The sequence below is a fragment of the Moraxella boevrei DSM 14165 genome, from assembly GCF_000379845.1.
Lineage (GTDB): Bacteria > Pseudomonadota > Gammaproteobacteria > Pseudomonadales > Moraxellaceae > Faucicola > Faucicola boevrei.
Window position 1 is genome coordinate 51,223 of the sequence record NZ_KB903770.1, and the last position, 19,580, is coordinate 70,802.

Below are 19,580 nucleotides of genomic sequence, written 5' to 3' on the forward strand. Positions count from 1 at the left end.
TTATGAACGATTTAACAACACGCCGAGTCAATACAGGTTTTAACATTATTCAAAGCAATAAAATTGAGAAATTACTTGAAAATTTTTTAAATTTATATCAACAATCTAGCAACGAACAATCTATTTTTCAGCCCTTTCAAGTTATTGTGCCGTCTCAAGTCATGGGCGATTGGTTAAAAAAACAAGTGGCTAATCAATTTGGCATTAGTACCTTGGTAACCACCGAGTTTTGGGGACGTTTTTATTGGCAGTTGTTAAAAAAAGTGGTCAAAAATGTGTCAGATGAAGCTCCCTTGTCAAAAAATGTGATGCAATGGCAGATTTTTTCTTATTTGTTGGGTGATTATAAGACGATTGTCAACGATGAAAAGCACCCACTTTTTGTGTTTATTCAGCCGATGTATGAAGATATACAAAAAATTGAGCAAGCTGACATGCTAGATTTTAGCAAGCAACAAAATCAAAGCGAGCCACTTGAGTTGCAGGGGCTTGAGCAACGTTTTTGGCAGTTTGCAGGCGATATGGCGAGTATGCTCAACCGCTATATGACCTATCGTACGGATTGGTTGGCGTTGTGGGGCAACGGTAAAATGCTGAATGTGGCAGAATTGATTGCCAAAAAAGACGTGTTACAAAGTAAATTACAACATCATGCAGTAGAAACGCCTGAGTGGTTAAAGGAGCATTATGAGATTTTGGAGAAAGCCCAACGCTTTTTGTGGTGTGAGTTTTTCCAAGAAACTTATGAAAAACGTCAAAAAGTGCAACAAGATTTTTGGCAAAACATTGAACAAAATTTTGAGCGATATGATTTGCCCAGCCAAGTGATTTTGTTTACGGTGCAACAGTTGCCCCCCAATGAATTAGATGAGTTACGCCGTTTAAGCCAATATATGTCGGTAACCTTGTTGCACTTTAATCCGTCTGAGCAGTTTTGGGCGGATATCGTGGATAAAAATTGGTTTTTGGAACAGCAATTAACCAATCCTGATGCCATTTATTTAAAAGATTATGGACATAGTTTGTTGTCAAGATTTGGCAAACAATCTCGAGAAGTGTTTGCGTTGTTGGCAAATTATTCGGGCAATGAGGATAATACAGAATGGCATGATAATTTTGTGGAAGATGTAGGGGAAATGTCGTCAAAAAGTGTGTTAGCCCAACTACAAAACGATATTTTAATGCTTGATGAAACCGATACAGCACAAAAAATTGGTGAGTTAGTACACATTGGCAAAGACAATGAGAAATTACAACAAAAACGTGAATACGAAGAAGAAAAATCCAAACAAGCATGGCGATTACACCAAATAGAGAGTAAAATTGATAATAGCCTTGCTATTCATGCCTGTCATAGCATCGTGCGACAGTTGGAAGTGCTTCGTGGGCAGATTGTGGCTTGGTTAAATGCGGATAAAAACCGAGAATTATCGGATATTTTGGTGTTGTTGCCCAATATTGAACAGGCACGCACCGCCATTGAAGCAATTTTTCCCAAAGATAAGGGAGCGGACGGTTTTACCTTGCCCGCCAAAGTAACGGGGGTAACGAACCAAGCGGTTAATCAGCTTTGGCATTCGGTAACGGGCTATTACACTTTGTTAAATCAAGTCGGGGCAAGGTTTAACCGTGCGGATGTCTTTGATTGGTTGATGTTACCGCCGATGTATGAAAGTTTTGGGCTAAGCATGGAACAAATGCGACGTGCCTGCTTATTACTAGAAAGTGCAGGGTTTGCGCGGGGGTTTGATGAAACGCACTTACGCCAATCCTTACACCGCCATGATGACGATTATCGCTATACCTTTGCTTATGCTTTAGAGCGGTTGGTGGCAGGCTTGCTCATGCCAAACAGCGAAATGGTGCGATTCGGGCATTATCAAAATTTGGCAGGCGATGTAGAAAGTATTGAACCATTGGCAGGGTTAAGCCTTGCGGATAAGCCGATTGTGATTGCGTTGTGCGATATTTATCAAACGTTGCAACAAAATCGTTCTCTGTTAGGTATTAAAAAACCGATACATGATTGGCTAAATGATATTGAAAGTTTAATGCAAGCAAAATTTAGCATTTTTAAACAATTGCAAGCATGGAAAACGATTTTTGCTTCACAAAATCAAATCAAAAACCAACTTAAAGCCAATCACGTCAAAGCTAATCAACCGAACAAGCAAAATCCGTCAAATTTACACTTAAATTTAAACTTTGTGCTACACAGTATTGACGATGCGTTGGTAACGCAACAAGTCCGTGCCGAGCCGTCAGGTATGATTACGTTTGCTCGTATCGGTGCGGTGCGAAATATTCCGTATAAACTTGTTGTTATGCTAAATTTGAATTTAAGCGAATTTCCGCAACAAGAACCACCGAACCGCTACAATCTCATGCAAGCAGGTATTAGCAAACGTGGCGATAGATTTCGGGAAGATGATGATTTGGGAGCGTTTTTAGATGCGATTTTGTGTGCAAGGCAGGCGTGTTGGCTGTTTTATAATTATAAAAGCATGAGCGACACCCACGAGCATTTACCTGCCAGTCCTGTTCAAGAATTACTCGGTTTTTTGCAAAATCAAACATGGCAAAGCGACAATGTTCATTTAACTGAAAATTTTGGCAAACAAGTGTTGGACTACTTTATCACCGAACATCCAGCCTTGCCGTTTGACGAACAATACTTTAGTGCTTTTTTGCAAAACAATTTACAAAGCAACTCGCCAAAAAATGCGTTTTGGCAACAAAAAATGGCGAATAATCCCCCTGCAAAAACTTGGTATCAGCTGTACCATGCCTTGCATCATTTATCTAATAAACAAGCTGATGACAAGGTTGAATCATGGCAAAAGTCTAAATTGGAACAATGGCTAAAACATTGGCAAAAACAACAACTTAACCTAAATGCGTTGTCAATCCATCAACAAAATCATCACGATGTACAATTTCTCCAATTAAACCAGCTCATAAAAGCAGGGCAAAATCCTGCCCAAAGTTTTACCCAAGCTCAAAAATTGTTTACGTATCGGTTTGGCGACATCAGCGAAGCGTATGAAAGTTTAAATTTGGATAGCCTAAGCAAATATGCGTTAAATGATGCGTTAATTACAGGGTTAAGCCACGCAAACACGGCGGATACTGCGATTAATTCGGCGTTGGCATTTAACGATATTTTGCCATCAGGGGTAAACCGTTATCACGCCTTGCAACAACAAGAAACCGAATTTCAACAGGCGATGCAAGATTTTTATGAGCAATTACAACAAATTGGTGATTTTTTGGAAAATAGCCTAAGTAATAAAAGTTTTAAAAATTTACAAAACCAAGCAAAACAGCTTGACAGGCAATCCAAAAATTGGTTGACAGGGTTAATGACAGCGACAGAGCCGAAAACCTTTGCGCTGAACATAATTGAATTAAACAAAGACGGCAATTTTGATAAAGCTGATTTTGATAAACAAGCAATCAACAAAATCATGATAACTGCCAATTTACCAAACGATGAAGCCGATTATTGGCTAAATTATTTGCCAAACAGCGGTGCAGAACGGCATCAATTGGCATTTTGGTTACAGCATTTGTGTTGGCAAGTGGCACGCAAAACCAGCGAACAACAAGTAACCGAGCAACACGGCTTTTCGTTATGGCGATATCAGGGCAAAACCTTGTATTTACCTGCGATTGCGTGGCAGACGGCGTATGCGTGGCTACAAGATTGGCTGATGTTTTGGCAACTAAGTCAGCATAAATTGCTCGTGTTACCGCCTAAGACCACGTTAAATTATTTGCGGGAAATGCTTAAAACAGAAAAACAACAAGCAGATGACAAAGCCCAAAAAACAACCGATTTAATTAAAGAATGGATAACAGGGAAGTTTGGCTCTAACAGTACGATTGAAAATTTTGATTTTGAAACATGGCAACAATTGATTGGCGAACAAAAACCAACGGTTATTTTACGCTTTCTGCAAAGTTTTGCCACATGGTTGTATCAGCCGTTGCAGTCGTATTTAGTTGATATCGGTGAACAAATCCAAAAAACCAAATAAATAAATTTTAATGGAAAAACACATGCAACAAACCGACAAATCCGAAAACACCACATTAGCTCCTGCTATTTGCTTGCCTTTATCAGGACGGCATTTGATTGAAGCATCGGCAGGCACGGGCAAGACTTGGACATTAACAGGCATTGTGCTACGGTTAATCGTGGAGCAAGGCTATCCGTGCGAACAAATCATCGCCACCACGTTTACTCGCAGTGCCTCTACCGAAATGCAAGAACGTATCCGTGGGCGGTTGCAGGATTTTTATCAAGTGCTAACTGTTTTTTTGAGCCAAGATTTTGCTGATATTTATGACAAAATGCGTGAAACAGTTACCAAACAAGTGCAAGAAAATTGGGCGGATAATGAACAAAATTGGCAAGCATTTTTTGAGCAGTTTGAAAAGAATTTTGAGCCATTTTTAAGCAAATACGCTATCAAAGAAATTTATGACGACCCGATTAATACGTTTTTGATACGCTATATTTTAAAGCAAAATTTAAAACACATATTGGTAAATACAGAAAGTAAAACACCGAATAAAATGCTAGATTTTAGTTTGGCGTTAAAGCGGACACAACTTGCGTTAAATCAGCTAGATAGGCTATTTGTTGGCACGTTGGATAGTTTGTGCCAAAAGTGGTTGCGTGAGTTTAGCAGTGAAACGGGTTTTTCCTCACAAATCAAGATTAGCAAGGATGTAACCAGCGTTATCCAAGGTATGGTAAATGACGAGTTGCGTGGGTTTTTGGCGTATTTGCATGAGCAATATCAGGCAAATCCGATGGTTTATCAGTGGGTGACAAGTGGTCTAAAAAGTACCGAAGATTATCGGCAAGTGGTGGAGCGGGCGTTAAATTTTTATACCGCTCCGATTGATGTTATGGCGATGCCAAAGCTGGATTTAAAAGGGATTGAAGCGTTACGTCAGCGAATTGTTGCTTATCCAAGTGATGGTTTTGCTGAGAATAATAAAGATAATTTGGGGTTAAATAAAGGTGGCTATGTTTATAAAAATTTTGGCAAAATTAAAGACGTGCAACAACAGCTTGCCAATCCAACCGATGTGATTTTTCAATTAGACCGCTTTGCAAAAGACAAAGCAATCAAAGATGTATTAAATACCTTGTATGAATTTAAATTTAATGATAAAGCTATTTTTAACAAAGGGGCGAACATTAGCCAAGATGATGTCAGTTTTTTACATGATTTGGCATTGTTGTATGATTATCAGATGCGTTTGAATACTTACAAAGACCAAATTAATGCATTTTTTACCCAGTTTATCAGCCGTTATGTGCGTCAGCATTTGCCAAACGTGCTAGAATACAAAGGATTGACGACTTTTGCCCTACAATTAGCAAAACTCAATCAAGCCTTAGACGGTTCACAAGGCAACGCCCTTGCTCAATATATTCGCCACCAGTATCCTGTTGCATTGATTGATGAGTCGCAAGATGTCAACACCGAGCAAGCCATGTTAATCAAGCGAATTTATCTGGATGATAGCAATGGACGAGTCAATACCGATAAAGGTTTTTTGTTGCTCGTGGGCGACCCAAAACAAGCAATTTATGGTTTTCGTGGTGGTGATGTACAAAACTATACTGCATTAAAATCGCTGTTTCCTGAAAAACCCAAACAACTCACGACCAACCGCCGTGCGTCTGAACATTTAATTAACAGTTTAAATAACTGGTATGGCGTGGTAGGCGATGATAATATAAATACCAATATAGACGACAATTCTTTGCCAAAAAAAATGGGCAATGAGATTTATTATCATAAAATTGATGCTGATAGAAAAACCGCTGATTTGGTGAGTCATAATCCGAATGACACAAAAACCATTCATTATTTACAAATTGCGTATAATCAGCCGTTTCCCACTAACGAAGATAGCCAATCAGATGATGAAATTGGCTATGTCCAAGAAGTCGATGTGATTTTGGCACAGATTTTAGCATGGTTTGATAGTCAGGCAGATGAGCGTGACCAGCTTTTTATGTTGGACAAAGATAAAGAACCACTTGCGTTACAATTATCGGATATTTGTATTTTAGCGGATAAAAATAAGTATTTAGACCAAATTGAACGCAAATTGCACCAATTTGGTATCGCAACCATGCGTGGCGGTAGTCAGAGTATTTTTGCCGAACAGATAAGCCATGATTTGTTAAATTTGATGGCGTTATTGCTCACGCCGTATCAGACCGATAAGCTACGTACCGTGCTAATGTCGCATTTTTATCAGTTAAAATTAAGCGATGTGAATGAACTATTTCAAGCCTTAGATGTAGAAAACTTAGGCGTAGAAATTTTGGATGTGGATAATGATAATGATAAAGATGATTTAGCAAATAACTTAAAAATTTTAAATAATCTACAAGCACAATTAAACCAAGCATCGCAAAAATGGCAAAAACAAGGCTTTTTGGTGGCATTACAATGGCTATTTAATCAGCGAATTCGTTTGCCAAACCAGTCAAATTTAAGCGTTTGGCAACGGCTGGCAAGCCACGAAAAGGGCGAACGCTTTTTGATTGATTTACGCCAATTATTGGATATTATCAATGAGCAAATCAGCCATGATTTTGGCGGTGTGGCAGGCGAGCATCAGCTTTTAGAATGGTTTGCCGAGCAAGTGCAGACCGAACCGAACGATGATAGATTTTTGCAACAACGCTTGTCAAGCGAAATAGGGGTGCAGTTGATGACGATTCATCAGTCTAAGGGATTGGAATTTGGCATTGTATTTGTGGTTGGCTTAACCAATAATGTGCGAAAACTTGAGCCACCGCATTTGTACCTATACACAGACAACAGCGACAAAATTTTGTTAAATAGTCGACATTTATCCGCTCTTTCACAAGATAATGGCAAAAGTTTTGCGGATGAAGAAATGCAAAATCTTTATGAAGAACGCCTACGCTTACTGTATGTGGCGTTAACACGAGCCAGAGAACGTGTCTACATCGTGGTAAAATCAGCTTATAACAAGAGCAATCATTACACGCCGTTAAAGCCATTTTTGGCAGATGTGGACGGTACAAAAGATATCAAAGATTTTAACCTTGATGAGCGTTTGTATGATGTTGTTAATATCATTGATACGCAAAATCTAAAAAATAGCCTAAGCAATTATTTAACACTTATTCAAAAACAACAAAAACCAATACTCAGGCGAGAAGATAACACAACGCTACAACAACCCGACACAACCAGTTTGTCAAATAACATAAATAGCACAGAAGATTATGAAAATTATTTTCAAACAATTATTAAAAAAACCGAATTTAAAAGTTGGCAATCAACCAGCTTTACTAATTTAGCGAAATATAACAAAGAAGTAGACATGCTTGAGCTAAAAGAAAAAGATGATGAGCTGATTGCACCGATTGAGCAGGAAGATGAGCAGCAAAATATTGTCATTACAGAAGATAATCAACAAGATTTGGATATTCGGTTTAGCTTTGAAAAAGGCACGTCAGCAGGGACTTTTCTGCACGGTGTGTTAGAAAATTTGATGAATTTAACAATTTCTAAACGTCGTGATAACGCTGAAATGCAAGTAATTATTGATAGGGAATTACGTAATCAAGGGTTACCTGAAAAATATTTTTCAACCTTTATCAATGAAAATGCCCATGATGACAATCAAAAAGCGTACGATAAATTAGTCGCTTGGCTTAACGATATCATGAACACGCCATTATCTGCCCCGAATTCTCAAACTCATGAAAGTGTGGGCGTGTGCTTAAAAGATATTGAACCACAACACAAACAAACCGAAATGGCTTTTGAGTTATATTTAAAAAACAATTTGGATTTTGAGGCGTTAAATGCGTTGTTTAAAAAGTATGATAAACCGTTGTTATTACAGAATTCGGTGGACACCCTTTGGCAATATCTTAAAGGCGAAATTGATTTGATGTATCACTATCAAGGAAAATATTATGTGGTTGATTATAAAAGTAATTTTTTAGGTAGTGATTTCGCTGATTATAACCAAAATGCCATGCAAAATGCCATGGACCAGCATCATTATTGGCTACAAGCGATTATTTATCAAGTCGCGTTACACCGTTTTTTACGGTTGCGGTTACCGAGTTATGAGGTGAACACGCATTTGGGTGGGGTAGAGTACGCCTTTTTGCGTGGAATGTCGCCAAACAAAAACACAGGGCGATATGTTTGGCAAATTCCAAGTGAAATGCTTATTGCTTTAGATAAATTATTTGGTTAATTGGCTAAACATCTACCAAAAATCAATAGGAAAAAATATGCAAAATCTCTCAAAAAAAGTTGAAAATTCATTAGGCTTAGACAGCGTTGCTGAATTTATTGCGTTACGCCAACAACAAAAACAGCGTTTAATATCAAAAAATAGCCTAAGCAAAATTAAGCAAATCATTATATCAAATCCTACAGAAACAGAAAATTTTACCCAATTATCAGACATTAATATCAAACAATTATTTAATTTATTGGATAATGCCTTGGAAAATGGCAATACAATTTTTAGCCTAAACTGCCATGTCAATGATAAGCAGATTTTACAATCTTGGCAAAATAACGGCTGGCTTACCCAATTAGATGATGCACCAAGCCAAATTAACACGCCAGTCGTGGTGCGTAAACAGGGTAATCAGTGGACTTTTTGGCTACAACGCCAATGGTTCGCCGAATATCAGTTAGCAACTCAGTTATTGGCAATGACACAGCGTGAAGTAAGGCAGTTGGATTTTGATAATCAACCGCCAATCGCTTCTTCAAATAGTCAAGATAAAAATAATGAAAAAATTAAAACGCCAAATTTTTTGCAACAACAAGCGATTGATAAGGCCAACCGTTACGCATTTAGCATTATTACAGGTGGACCGGGAACGGGCAAAACTTTTACCGTTACTGAGTTGGTGAAACGCCTACAGCACGCACATCAGCAAGCCCAAACGAACGACCCAAATTTGCCTGCATTATCCATTGCATTGACCGCACCGACAGGCAAGGCGGCACAGCGGATGCAAGAGTCACTACAACATACTTTAAAAGGTGAAAAAATCAGTCTAGAAAACGCCAAAACCTTACACCGCTTGCTCGGTATTGGACAGCACGGCACGCCACGTTATCACAAGCACAATCCATTGCCTGATGACTTGGTGATTGTGGACGAAGCGTCAATGCTTGGGCTTGAGCTTGCCAGTCAATTGATAGATGCGATTAAACCGACAGCACGCTTGATTTTGCTAGGCGATACCAATCAGCTCTCGGCGGTAGATGCAGGCTCAGTGTTGGCAGATTTGTGCAAAATTGACGCATTACAAGATTTTCGTACAGAATTAACCGAAACCCAACGTTTTGACGGTAATTCAAAAGTGGGAAAATTAGCACAGCCCATTCAAAAGGCCTTAAACAACAATAAACCTTGTGATATCGATGATTTATTAGAAACTACCGATACGCTAACGGCAAAAAATCCTGAAAAAATCGCCTTGTTACCCGCAGAAAAATTTCAATCGCCAGTTACCCTTTACCAATTACTAGCCGAGCCATACCAACCGTTTTTTGCATTGTTGATAGATTGGCAAAAAAATGGGGTAAATTTAACCGATGAAAATCGCAAAAAATTGTTTGATATTTTTAACCGATATCGTATTTTAACCGCAGGTAATCATGGTATTTTGGGCAAACAGGCGTTAAACGAACAGCTTAAAAAAATCTTTTTTCAACATGGTCAACAGCAGTCCAATTATTATTTTTTTCATGGTTTGCCGATTATGATTACAGCGAATGATTATCATTTGGGATTGTTTAACGGTGATATTGGTATTTGTTTGTGGGTGAATGGGGCGTTAATGGTATGTTTTGCTGATAAGGATAAGTTGGTGGCGATAAATCAACTTAGCCCAAGCGTGTGTGAGCCTGCCTACGCCATGACAATTCACAAATCACAAGGTTCAGAGTTTGACTGTGTGGCGGTGTGTGTGGGGCAGTCACATCAGCGGTTGTTAAGTCAAGAGTTGATTTATACGGCCATCACACGTAGTAAAAATGAGGTGATTTTGGTGAATGAAAAGCAGAGTTTGGCAATGGCATTGCAGAAAAAATCACATCGGCATACGGGGTTGGCTTTGCAGTTTTGATTTAAAAAAGTTGGGCAAAACCCAACTTTTTACGTTTAATATCGAACAATTATTCTTTAATCGCATAAATACCAGGCATATGACGTAAATAACCATGATAATCCATACCACAGCCATAAACATAACGGTCCGCAACGTCCACCCCAACAAAATCCACATTAAAATCCGCTACTTTACGGTCATGTAATTTGTTTAACAACACGCAAGTTTTGACAGATTTTGGGTTTTCTTTTTTCAGCTCGTCCACCACCGCTTTTAGGGTAATACCTTCATCAAAAATATCATCAATCAACAAAATATCTTCACCAGCCACCGATACATCAGGCTTAAATTTCCACTCAAGCTCGCTTGTACCTGCATTGTTACGATAACGTGTCGCATGGATATAATACATTCGATGATAAAAGGTAAATTGCGTCAACAGTTGACCTGCAGGGATTAGCCCACCATTCATCACCACCATGACAATCGGATTTTGCCCTGCATAGTGCAGATTGACACTCGCCGCTAGACGCTCATACGCCGCTGCCACTTCAATACTACTAATCAAACATTCAGAATTGCGTAAGGCTTCTTCAATTTGTTGGTTGCTTAATTGGCTCATACATCACCTTTTGGGATTGAAAATTTAACCATTTTATCACATTTTTTTTACATTCGCATTAGTGGCTTTCAAAAATCAACACTTGATAATAAGTGGTAAACCGAGCGAGTGAATCTTGGGGCATTTGTGGAATTAGGCGGTTAAGTGCCAGCGATAACGCCTTGTTAATTACGCCGTCTGCAATCGGTATCGCCCCACGTTTTAACATATTTAACGGCAATGTTTTGGTAAAATCCACCAAAAAATGTTGCAAACACGCCTGCGTTAATTCGCTAAAAAGCCGAGTTAAATTTTCCACTTCCGCCTTGCCATTACCTTGTTGCACATTGGCAAAACTTGCCAATATTTGTTTGGCTAAATCATCGGACAATGGTACGCTAATACGGCGGTTACCTTGTGGGTCGTTTTTTAATACTTGTTTATCAAAAAATTCAAAACTTGGCAACACGTCATTGTTTTTAGCAGGGCTTAAAACGGTATTAATTAACCTATCGGTTGTTGTTTCAATCGTATGGCTGACTTTTATCAAATGTTGCTTGCGGTCGGAGTCCTCAGGTAAACTTTCAATCAGTTTAACCAACATGATATCAAGCAATTCCTGGTTGGTTAAATGGGTGATTTTATCACGGTACACGTCATAACGCTCGAGACTGTTTTGAGCAATTAACGCATAAGCGGTATCAATCGTGTTGGATAATTCGGCAGACGGCAAAAATCCGAAATAGTAAGACATAATATTCACTTAAAATGTTAAAATATGATTATTAAAACTTAATAATATTGATTAAAATAATCGAATATTGTAAAAAAAATCTCGACTGAATAGCAAGGATTTTTTGATAAAATCGCTTAAAAATACGCCAAAATAAAATTTATTTTGTGAATATGTTTATTCTTGTTAAAAATTATGCTAAATTGTCACTATTTATTTGTATTTGTAGGGAAAAATTATGTATCCTCTTGCCAAATTAACCACGAGTGTGTTATTGGTGTTATCTATAACTGCTTGCCAAACGCAAACCGCCAACCAAATCAGTCAACCTACCCAAAAACGGTTAACCCCAAAAATCACAACTGCCAAGACGTTAACCGCACAAGATTTGATGAAAAATGCGATGTTACAACGTTTTAGCCAAAGTTATGACTATGAAAAAACCACCAATTATCAAGTCGATATGTTGTACAATCAGCAAGACATTGAAAGCCAAGATGCTAGCGTATTTTTGACCGCAATCCAAGCCTTTAGCGTTAAAAAAGGTTATGATGACGACAGTCGCTATGACAGTCGCCCTGAACGCAAGGCATGCGAAGTGGATTTTAGCAAAAGCTATAGCCAAACCATTCAACAAGCCAATCCAAAAACGGCTAAAAAGTCAAGCGATAATAGCGAAACTGTAACAACAAAATCAACACAGCAAATTAATCAAGAGCTAGAAACGGTTTATCAAAACTACGAACAATGTTTATCGCAACTGCCACCTTTGCCCAAAAAAGAACCGCGTGAAAAATCCCTTGACGAGCTATTAGCCGATATCGCAAATGATGTGCCAACCGTAAATACGACGGTTGAAAAAGATGAACTTGCAACAACTGAAACGCCAAGCAAACAAATTCTAACCGATAATTCAAAGATTGTTTATAAAAATACTGATGAAACCAGTGCTAATCATAGCAATAAAAATAGCAATTCTGAATACACCACCATTGAAAATATCGTGGAAAATCAGCCATCAGTTTATCAAATGAGCTTACAAAAGGCGATTGATAAATTAAAAGAACTTGATAATAATAACAAAAATTGGCGACCGATTGATGAAAATGATGAAACACAATCAACGAGCGAAACAGGGATAACGAGCAAGGTTAACAAGGATAATTTGGCAAAAATGTTGTTTAATTTACGCTTAACGCCTGCTCAAATTGATGTGATTAATCAAGCTTATCTATTGCCACAAACCATTAAATATCAAGGCAGTTACAACCACCAAACAGGTCAGTTTAGCACGGTGGTAGAAGAAAATACTGAAACGCCGTACACCCAAGCCTACAAACGTGTGCCGATGCTGATTGATATCAATGAAATGAGCGTGATTTTTGAGCCTGATGTGGCGTTGCCCTTGGTGAGTTTTATGGTGGATAAGCCGTTGCCTGATTTGGCAGGAAAATCGGTAAAATTCACCTTGCCAGCAGATTTACGCCAAAATATTCCATTAACCTTGTTAAAAGATAGCTTGATCCAAGCGATTCGCAAGGCATATGCCGACCTTGATGGTGAAAAATTTGATGAGTTAGTATTAGATGATTATGGCAAATCCATTCACGCCAGCCGATTGGTAAAGGTAAGTTTAAACAGCAATGATATCGGCTTTGTGGTGGGGCGAGTAGTAAAATATTTTGCCAGTCATTTACAGCAAATCCGTGAACAACACCCTGAGTATATTAGCGATGATAAAAACTTTAATTTGACATTAGATTTTTTAATCAACCTAAATAAAGTGTACCGTGCAGAAGATTTGGCAAAACTGGCTCAATTGGTAGAAACGGTTAGCCCCCTGTCATTTAACAATTTTAATTATTATTATTTTGACAACAAAAATCAACTAATTGCTTATCGTAAAATTAACGATTACCGTTCAGGACTGTTTAACGCTAAAGCCCAATCTATTACGCTAAACCGCTTACAGTACCGTGAAACCCCAACAAAACACCGCTATTATCAGCCAAATCCTGCCGATATTGTGGACGGAAATGCCTTATTAGAAAATTATTATCAGGATAAAAAACTGCGTGGACAAGCCCAAGATGCACGTTTTGGCTATGCTTATGAGTTGGCGGATAACGAAACTGAAACCGAGATAGATAGTGTATTTGCACCTGTACCCGTTAATTATTAAGTTTTATTAAAAAGATGGTGGGAGTTTTAAAGGAAAAACATGAAAATCTTATTTCAAGCTAATTTTACCCAAAAAATGGCAAGTTTTTGCAAGCAATCACTTAATTTATCGCTTAGCATGGCGGTGCTTGCGACCACGTTAACCGCTTGCCAATCAGTTAAGACGCAACCGCAAGTGAACCCAATTTCTGCTGAAAATAGCAAAAAAGTGCTGGCTGATGCGGTGCAAAAAACCTTATACCGTAATCAAAGTTGGATTGCGGAGCATCAAATTTATCTAAACGCCAACCCTGAACAAGACACAAAAAAGAACCTGACAACGGATTGCCAAACGGAGCATGACGATGCCTTAGTTACCCAAATGAAGACCGATAAGCTAACTGATTTTTCGCAAGTAGCGGATTTGCCCGATGATAAAAAATTGGTGTACGAGCAGATTAAACAGACATTTTTAGCCTGTGAAAACACCGTTAATCCTGTCGCCGAAGGGATTGCAGAAGCAGAAAAAGACGATAATTATTTATATGAAAGCGAAATTCCAAGTGACGATGCATCTGATAACAATGCAAACATTCGTGAAAGCTTAAATGAACTCAACGAAATCATGGGGTATATAGGACTAAATCAAGACCAAATCCGTAGTCTTAATCAGTTTATGCTAAAATCAGGTAAACTCACGATTAGCGGAAATTATCAGCCTTATCAAGGTATTGTCAGTATGCAACTTGATGCAGGGTTTGAAAATAAGAACCTAAAATACCATTATCGGTTGCCGTTGGTTGCTAACTGGAAAAGCCAAAGCCTGTATGTCAAGCCTGACGTGATTATGCCGAGCGTGGCATTGTATTTGGACAATCAACTTGGCATGACGTGGCAAGATAAATGGTATAAATTTAGTTCAAATTCTGAAGATTTGCCTGCAAATGTAACCACAAAATCGTGGCTAATGGCGATAAAACAAAGTTTTGATGCGTTACCAAACAGTCAATTTCGCACGATTAATCGCAATTTGTTATTGCCAAATATTGCCTATGCCAACCAAAAAATTGCCGAAAATGGTGTTGTGATTGAATGGCAACAAACCGCCAAAGAGCAAGATAATCTATATCAAGATATGATAGAAAATTTTATTCAGCAAATGGACAAACAGATTGCTAACAGTAATGAAAATCAGCAAAAAAATTGGCAAAACTATAAACAAAAATTAAATCATTATTTAGAAAAACGTCTTACGATTGAGCCGAGCGATGACAATCGTTTGACAGGGCAACAGACTTATTTTGTGGTGGCAAATGGACAACTTAAACAAATTTTTGCCAAAAACACCGCCACGTCTAACGCCCAATCTTTTCAACTTAATACCTGGGTAACGTTTGACCCCAATGAAAAATTAATTACGCCAATCAACCGCCCAAGCACGCTCAATACGCTTAGCAAAAGCATTAACGATACGCCAAACGGCAATGTGATTGATGCCAAAGCGGAAATCAAACGTTTGGTGGAATTGGATAATTCTCGGCGATTATTTGGTGAAGAGCCTGAATGGTTAAAACATTTGGCAAAAATTGCTGATATTGATACCGAACTGGATAATGAAGATTATTGATTGTTTAACAAAATCATGGGGTAAAATTTAAAAACTCGCTAGAATTGGTGTATAATACATGCTTTTAACCAATGAAATAATATTATGAATATATCTACACATTCTAGCCAAAATGCAGTGGTATTACTATCAGGGGGCTTGGACTCGGTAACCTGTCTGTACTGGGCGAAAGCAAATTTTACCAAAGTGACTGCTGTAAGTTTTGACTATGGGCAACGCCACAATAGTGAACTAACTTCTGCCAAAAATATTGCCAAAATTGCCAAGGTTGACCACCGAGTGATTGCTATTGATTTGGCTCAGCTTGGCGGTTCGGCATTGACCGACCAAAGCATTAATGTACCTGATGCGGATAAAACCGCAGACTTTAGTGATAATCAAAACAATGACAATATTCCTGTTACTTATGTACCTGCTCGCAACACGATTTTTTTGTCCCATGCGTTGGCAGTTGCCGAAGTTACTCAAGCCAACACCATTGTGATTGGCGTGAATGCGGTGGATTATTCGGGTTATCCTGACTGCCGTCCTGAATATATTGATGCTTTTGCAAAAATGGCGAACCTTGCCACCAAAGTGGGCGTTATGGGCAATCATCTCACGATTGCAACGCCTTTGTTGCATTTAAGTAAAGCAGATATTATCAGATTAGGCGTTTCGCTCGGTGTGGATTATAGCCTGACCGTGTCGTGCTATCAGGCAGACAGCGAGGGTAGGGCGTGTGGCAACTGCGATAGTTGTTATTTACGTCAGCAAGGTTTTTTACAAGCTGAAATAGACGACCCAACCCGTTATCAGTAAAATAACCTTATTTCAGTTAAAACAGGAAACTCTATGAAAAAATCAATCTTTATGGCAATCTTGTTAAGCAGTAGTGCGATGTTGCCAAACCTTGCCAACGCCAACGCTCAAGTCAATGCGTGCGTGGCACAAATGACCGAGAAAAAAATCACCGACAACAAATCCGCCCAAAAAGTGTGTAGTTGCGTGGTTAAAGAACAATCACAAATTACTCAAAAACAAAAAAATGAATTGGATAATTGGGTAAAATCTGGCAAAGATATCCGTACCAACAAAACCTTTCAAAACATCAGTAACCGTATGAAAGCGTGTGGTAATGGGATTATCAAATAGTTTTTGCCATTAAAGTTTGCCATTAACGACAGCTATTTAAACAAATAAAAAAGGTGGGTTAAATGGTAACTAACCGCACCTTTTTTATTACTAATTTTCATTTTTTAAATATAGTTAAATAATTATAAATTCTAAATAAACAGTTGTATTAGTTTTTCTGCCGATGTTTTGGCATTTAATACCGTCATAAAGGTATAAGCCCCAATAAATTTTCGGCTAATAAACATAAACTCTTTTGGTGGTACGCTAAAAGCTTTTGAGCTTGCTGACTTGCTCGCCAGCCCAATCACACGGTTATGTAAATCACTTTTTGCCCAAATATAATTGCCATCTTTGTCCAAACAGTGGCTAGGAATATTCGGATTATGGCTTGGCAAACTAAAGGGTTCGCTTGCCAACAAAAATAACTTAACGATATCATGCTTGACTTGTTCATTCATTTTGGCAAAAAAGCTATAATACTCGCCTGCATCGTTAATTGCTTCGTACATTTGTTGGCGGTCATGATAAAATCCTGCTAACAAAAAACGTTTGGCAATTGTTAACAATTTTTCATCAAACTGACGAATTGCCCCAAAATCAAGCAAAACCAGCTGGTCGCTAAGGTGGGCATCGGTTTGCTGTTCAGCAGTGCGTATCAGATAGTTGCCAAAATTAGGGTCGGTCTGCATATCGCCCCATTCAAAAATCTCTCGCAACATGATTTCAATAGAGGCTTGTCCGATACGATCTCGACGTGCTTCAGGCAAAATAAACACTTGTTCATCGGTAATCGCAATGCCTTGTTCAAAGGTCATACACAGCACTCGGCTCGTGCTATAATCGTTGATAATGCGTGGCACGACATACCGCTTATCAGCATTTAGGCGTTGATAAAACGTTTCGGTGGTTTTCGCTTCTAACAGATAATTGACTTCATGGTGCAACAAATCCCGAATTTCTTCAAACCATTCATCTAACTGGCGAGTTTGTGGCACGGCATTGGTAACTTTGAGCAGTTGACGAAACAAATCAAGGTCGCTATCCACCGCATCAGCGATATTGGGGTATTGTACTTTTAGCACCACCTGTTCGCCTGTGGTTCTTAAGGTTGCACGGTGTACTTGAGCAAGGCTTGCCGTACCGATTGGCGTCGTGTCAATATCAAAATCGTGGATTTTTTCGCCCAACTCGTGGCGTAACGCAGTCTCAATAATATGCCAAGAAAAAGTTGTCGTGTTGCTGTTTAAGGTTTGCAAGGCTTCGGTAATTGCTGGTGGTAAAAAATGCTCACCGTATAAAGCCAGCATTTGTCCGATTTTTACCACAGAGCCTTTGAGTTTACCTAACTCATCAACCAAATATTGGGCTTGTTCTTTCATAAAGGCTTGTTTATCCAGTTGTTTTTGTTCTTTGGATTTAAACACGCCAAACGCACTATTGGTCGCCCAACGTCTGCCGATGTTTAGCGACGCTTTGGCAATGGACAAACGTCTGTCTAATGCCGATGTCTTTAGCGTATCAAGGGGTTGGCTGTTCGGATTGTCCGTCATTTATCTGCCTGCAAAGTTTATTAAAAAGTGCGTCAAAAGTTGCATCAAAAAAGTTGCGTTTGTCAAAATGCGGTCATTTTAACATAAAAAAAGATTTTTACAAAAAATTCAGCCGTCATTATCATGGTAAAATTGTTAACAAAACCGCCCCAAAAAGTGGTAATCTACTTTTTTATTGGCAAAAATTATGCTATTATTTTTCGCAATTTTTTAAAAACAGAAGACCGCTTATGCAAAATCTTAGCAAAAATCCAATTTTTAATAAAAATAGTTTAACAAAAAATTTAGCAAAACTTGGTTTAATCGGTTTAATCGCCACCGCCTTACCACAAGCCTATGGTGCAGAAGCCACTATTGTCAAAACCGCTCCACGTTCTGCCACGCAAATTGCCATTGTGCCATTTGCAGGGGCAAAAGGCGTGTCTGATGTGGTAGAAAACTATTTGACAAATATCGGACAAATGGCAGGCAGTGACAGCTTACCTGAAAATCCTTACAGCAGTGGTGAGCTACATTTAGAATTATGGCAAGCCCGTCAAGTGCCGTATGTAGTGGTTGGTAACAGTAAAAGTAACCGTGGCAATGTAGAAATTAATTTTGAAGTCATCAATGTACAAACAGGGCAAGTGCTAGGCGGTGTGCATACCGAAAAAGCCCAAAATAATAACCAAAGTTTGCGTTTTGCGAGTGCCAAAATTGCTGATAAAGTGTTAGAATTAATCACAGGTATTAAAGGTGATTTCTCAGGAAAAATTGCTTATGTGGTGAAACAAGGTACAGCCAAAAATGCCACGTCATACCTAGTCGTATCGGACGTGGACGGCTATAACCCACAAACCATCCGCACGGTAAAAGGCAATATTAAAGCGTTAAATCCATCCGCTAACGGCAGACAGTTCACCTTTGAAGAACAACAACACAATGGCTATCCTGTTGTATATGTCGCTGATATTAATGGTGCGGTAAATTTGGTAACGCCTTACAAAGCCAATAACCTTGGTGGGGCGATATCCCCTAACGGTAGCCAACTTTTGTTTAGTAGTGATAAAGACGGTAATCCTGATATTTACCTTGCTAATGCCAACGGTGGCAATCCACGCCGATTGACCAACAGCCCCGCTCCAGAAATATACCCAAGTTGGTCGCCAGATGGCAAATCATTCGTGTTCACGTCTGACCGTCATGGTAACAACCGTGGGCAAATTTTCCGTTACAATTTAACCAATGGGCAAATGCAACAATTAACGAGTGGTGGTTTAAATAGTATGGCTCGTATCAGTAATGATGGCAAACAAATGAGCTACTTATCAGGCACAAATAACGGTGTGGTGCGTGATTTGACCACAGGTTCAGTAAAATCTATAAATAACGCAGGGGTAAGCGAAGCACCGAGTATTTCACCCAATGGCATGCATTATATTTACTCAACCAAAAACGCCTTAACCATTAATACCAAAGGCAACGTAATTAGCATTAATCCAAGCCAATACGGTGTGCCAAAAGGCACGATTTATAACCCAATTTGGCTAAATCCAAATCGTTAACGATTTTTCTTTTCTAAATTATTCGTGTAAGATGGATTAGCTTTTTTGGCGTAGTCCATCGTGTTATTTATATTTTTTAAAGGCTTA

At 38.7% G+C, this 19,580-nt stretch carries 11 protein-coding genes; 8 read left to right on the forward strand and 3 right to left on the reverse strand.

Going from position 1 to position 19,580, the window contains the following annotated elements; translation table 11 throughout:
- Positions 1 to 2 precede the first annotated feature (2 nt).
- From A3G3_RS0100285 to recD, 3 genes are read left to right on the forward strand one after another with little or no spacing between them, the layout of a single operon-like run.
- On the forward strand, positions 3 to 4,040 hold the full coding sequence (locus A3G3_RS0100285) for an exodeoxyribonuclease V subunit gamma (protein ID WP_019518541.1): 4,038 nt from the start codon (positions 3 to 5) through the stop codon (positions 4,038 to 4,040).
- A 22-nt stretch (positions 4,041 to 4,062) separates the two neighbouring features.
- Positions 4,063 to 8,283, forward strand: coding sequence for a UvrD-helicase domain-containing protein (locus A3G3_RS0100290; RefSeq protein ID WP_019518542.1), 4,221 nt, complete (start codon positions 4,063 to 4,065; stop codon positions 8,281 to 8,283).
- Positions 8,284 to 8,320: 37 nt separating this feature from the next.
- Positions 8,321 to 10,180, forward strand: a complete 1,860-nt coding sequence (recD, locus tag A3G3_RS0100295) for an exodeoxyribonuclease V subunit alpha (RefSeq protein ID WP_019518543.1) — start codon at positions 8,321 to 8,323, stop codon at positions 10,178 to 10,180.
- A gap of 49 nt (positions 10,181 to 10,229) precedes the next feature.
- On the opposite strand, the gene A3G3_RS0100300 is transcribed toward recD, so the two are convergent.
- Positions 10,230 to 10,784 carry a hypoxanthine-guanine phosphoribosyltransferase gene (locus A3G3_RS0100300; protein ID WP_019518544.1) on the reverse strand — a complete coding sequence of 185 codons (555 nt, stop codon included), beginning with the start codon at positions 10,782 to 10,784 and terminating at the stop codon, positions 10,230 to 10,232.
- A 58-nt stretch (positions 10,785 to 10,842) separates the two neighbouring features.
- Complete coding sequence (locus A3G3_RS0100305; protein WP_019518545.1) at positions 10,843 to 11,517, reverse strand: hypothetical protein; 675 nt, start codon at positions 11,515 to 11,517, stop codon at positions 10,843 to 10,845.
- A 217-nt stretch (positions 11,518 to 11,734) separates the two neighbouring features.
- Between A3G3_RS0100305 and A3G3_RS0100310 the strand changes: the two genes are divergently transcribed.
- The 4 genes from A3G3_RS0100310 to A3G3_RS0100325 all read left to right on the forward strand — a co-directional run bounded on the left by A3G3_RS0100310 (position 11,735) and on the right by A3G3_RS0100325 (position 16,417).
- Entirely contained in the window at positions 11,735 to 13,678 is a 1,944-nt protein-coding gene (locus tag A3G3_RS0100310; RefSeq protein ID WP_019518546.1) for a hypothetical protein, read from the forward strand.
- A gap of 39 nt (positions 13,679 to 13,717) precedes the next feature.
- Entirely contained in the window at positions 13,718 to 15,283 is a 1,566-nt protein-coding gene (locus tag A3G3_RS0100315; protein WP_019518547.1) for a hypothetical protein, read from the forward strand.
- 84 nt (positions 15,284 to 15,367) lie between these two features.
- Positions 15,368 to 16,084 (forward strand): 7-cyano-7-deazaguanine synthase QueC, encoded by a 717-nt coding sequence (gene queC / locus A3G3_RS0100320; protein ID WP_019518548.1) that lies wholly within the window; start codon positions 15,368 to 15,370, stop codon positions 16,082 to 16,084.
- Between the two features lie 33 nt (positions 16,085 to 16,117).
- Positions 16,118 to 16,417, forward strand: coding sequence for a hypothetical protein (locus tag A3G3_RS0100325; protein WP_019518549.1), 300 nt, complete (start codon positions 16,118 to 16,120; stop codon positions 16,415 to 16,417).
- Between the two features lie 131 nt (positions 16,418 to 16,548).
- Here A3G3_RS0100325 and A3G3_RS0100330 read toward each other — a convergent pair whose 3' ends face one another.
- Complete coding sequence (locus tag A3G3_RS0100330; RefSeq protein ID WP_019518550.1) at positions 16,549 to 17,949, reverse strand: ABC1 kinase family protein; 1,401 nt, start codon at positions 17,947 to 17,949, stop codon at positions 16,549 to 16,551.
- Positions 17,950 to 18,179: 230 nt separating this feature from the next.
- Between A3G3_RS0100330 and A3G3_RS0100335 the strand changes: the two genes are divergently transcribed.
- On the forward strand, positions 18,180 to 19,493 hold the full coding sequence (locus A3G3_RS0100335; RefSeq protein WP_156802056.1) for a PD40 domain-containing protein: 1,314 nt from the start codon (positions 18,180 to 18,182) through the stop codon (positions 19,491 to 19,493).
- Positions 19,494 to 19,580: the final 87 nt, after the last annotated feature.

What these genes read in the sequence shown, in the direction of transcription:
- A3G3_RS0100285 (WP_019518541.1), top strand. Translation starts at nt 3, where the DNA reads ATGAACGATTTAACAACACGCCGAGTCAATACAGGTTTTAACATTATT.
- A3G3_RS0100290 (WP_019518542.1), top strand. Translation starts at nt 4,063, where the DNA reads ATGCAACAAACCGACAAATCCGAAAACACCACATTAGCTCCTGCTATT.
- recD (WP_019518543.1), top strand. Translation starts at nt 8,321, where the DNA reads ATGCAAAATCTCTCAAAAAAAGTTGAAAATTCATTAGGCTTAGACAGC.
- A3G3_RS0100300 (WP_019518544.1), bottom strand. Translation starts at nt 10,784, where the DNA reads ATGAGCCAATTAAGCAACCAACAAATTGAAGAAGCCTTACGCAATTCT.
- A3G3_RS0100305 (WP_019518545.1), bottom strand. Translation starts at nt 11,517, where the DNA reads ATGTCTTACTATTTCGGATTTTTGCCGTCTGCCGAATTATCCAACACG.
- A3G3_RS0100310 (WP_019518546.1), top strand. Translation starts at nt 11,735, where the DNA reads ATGTATCCTCTTGCCAAATTAACCACGAGTGTGTTATTGGTGTTATCT.
- A3G3_RS0100315 (WP_019518547.1), top strand. Translation starts at nt 13,718, where the DNA reads ATGAAAATCTTATTTCAAGCTAATTTTACCCAAAAAATGGCAAGTTTT.
- queC (WP_019518548.1), top strand. Translation starts at nt 15,368, where the DNA reads ATGAATATATCTACACATTCTAGCCAAAATGCAGTGGTATTACTATCA.
- A3G3_RS0100325 (WP_019518549.1), top strand. Translation starts at nt 16,118, where the DNA reads ATGAAAAAATCAATCTTTATGGCAATCTTGTTAAGCAGTAGTGCGATG.
- A3G3_RS0100330 (WP_019518550.1), bottom strand. Translation starts at nt 17,949, where the DNA reads ATGACGGACAATCCGAACAGCCAACCCCTTGATACGCTAAAGACATCG.
- A3G3_RS0100335 (WP_156802056.1), top strand. Translation starts at nt 18,180, where the DNA reads ATGCAAAATCTTAGCAAAAATCCAATTTTTAATAAAAATAGTTTAACA.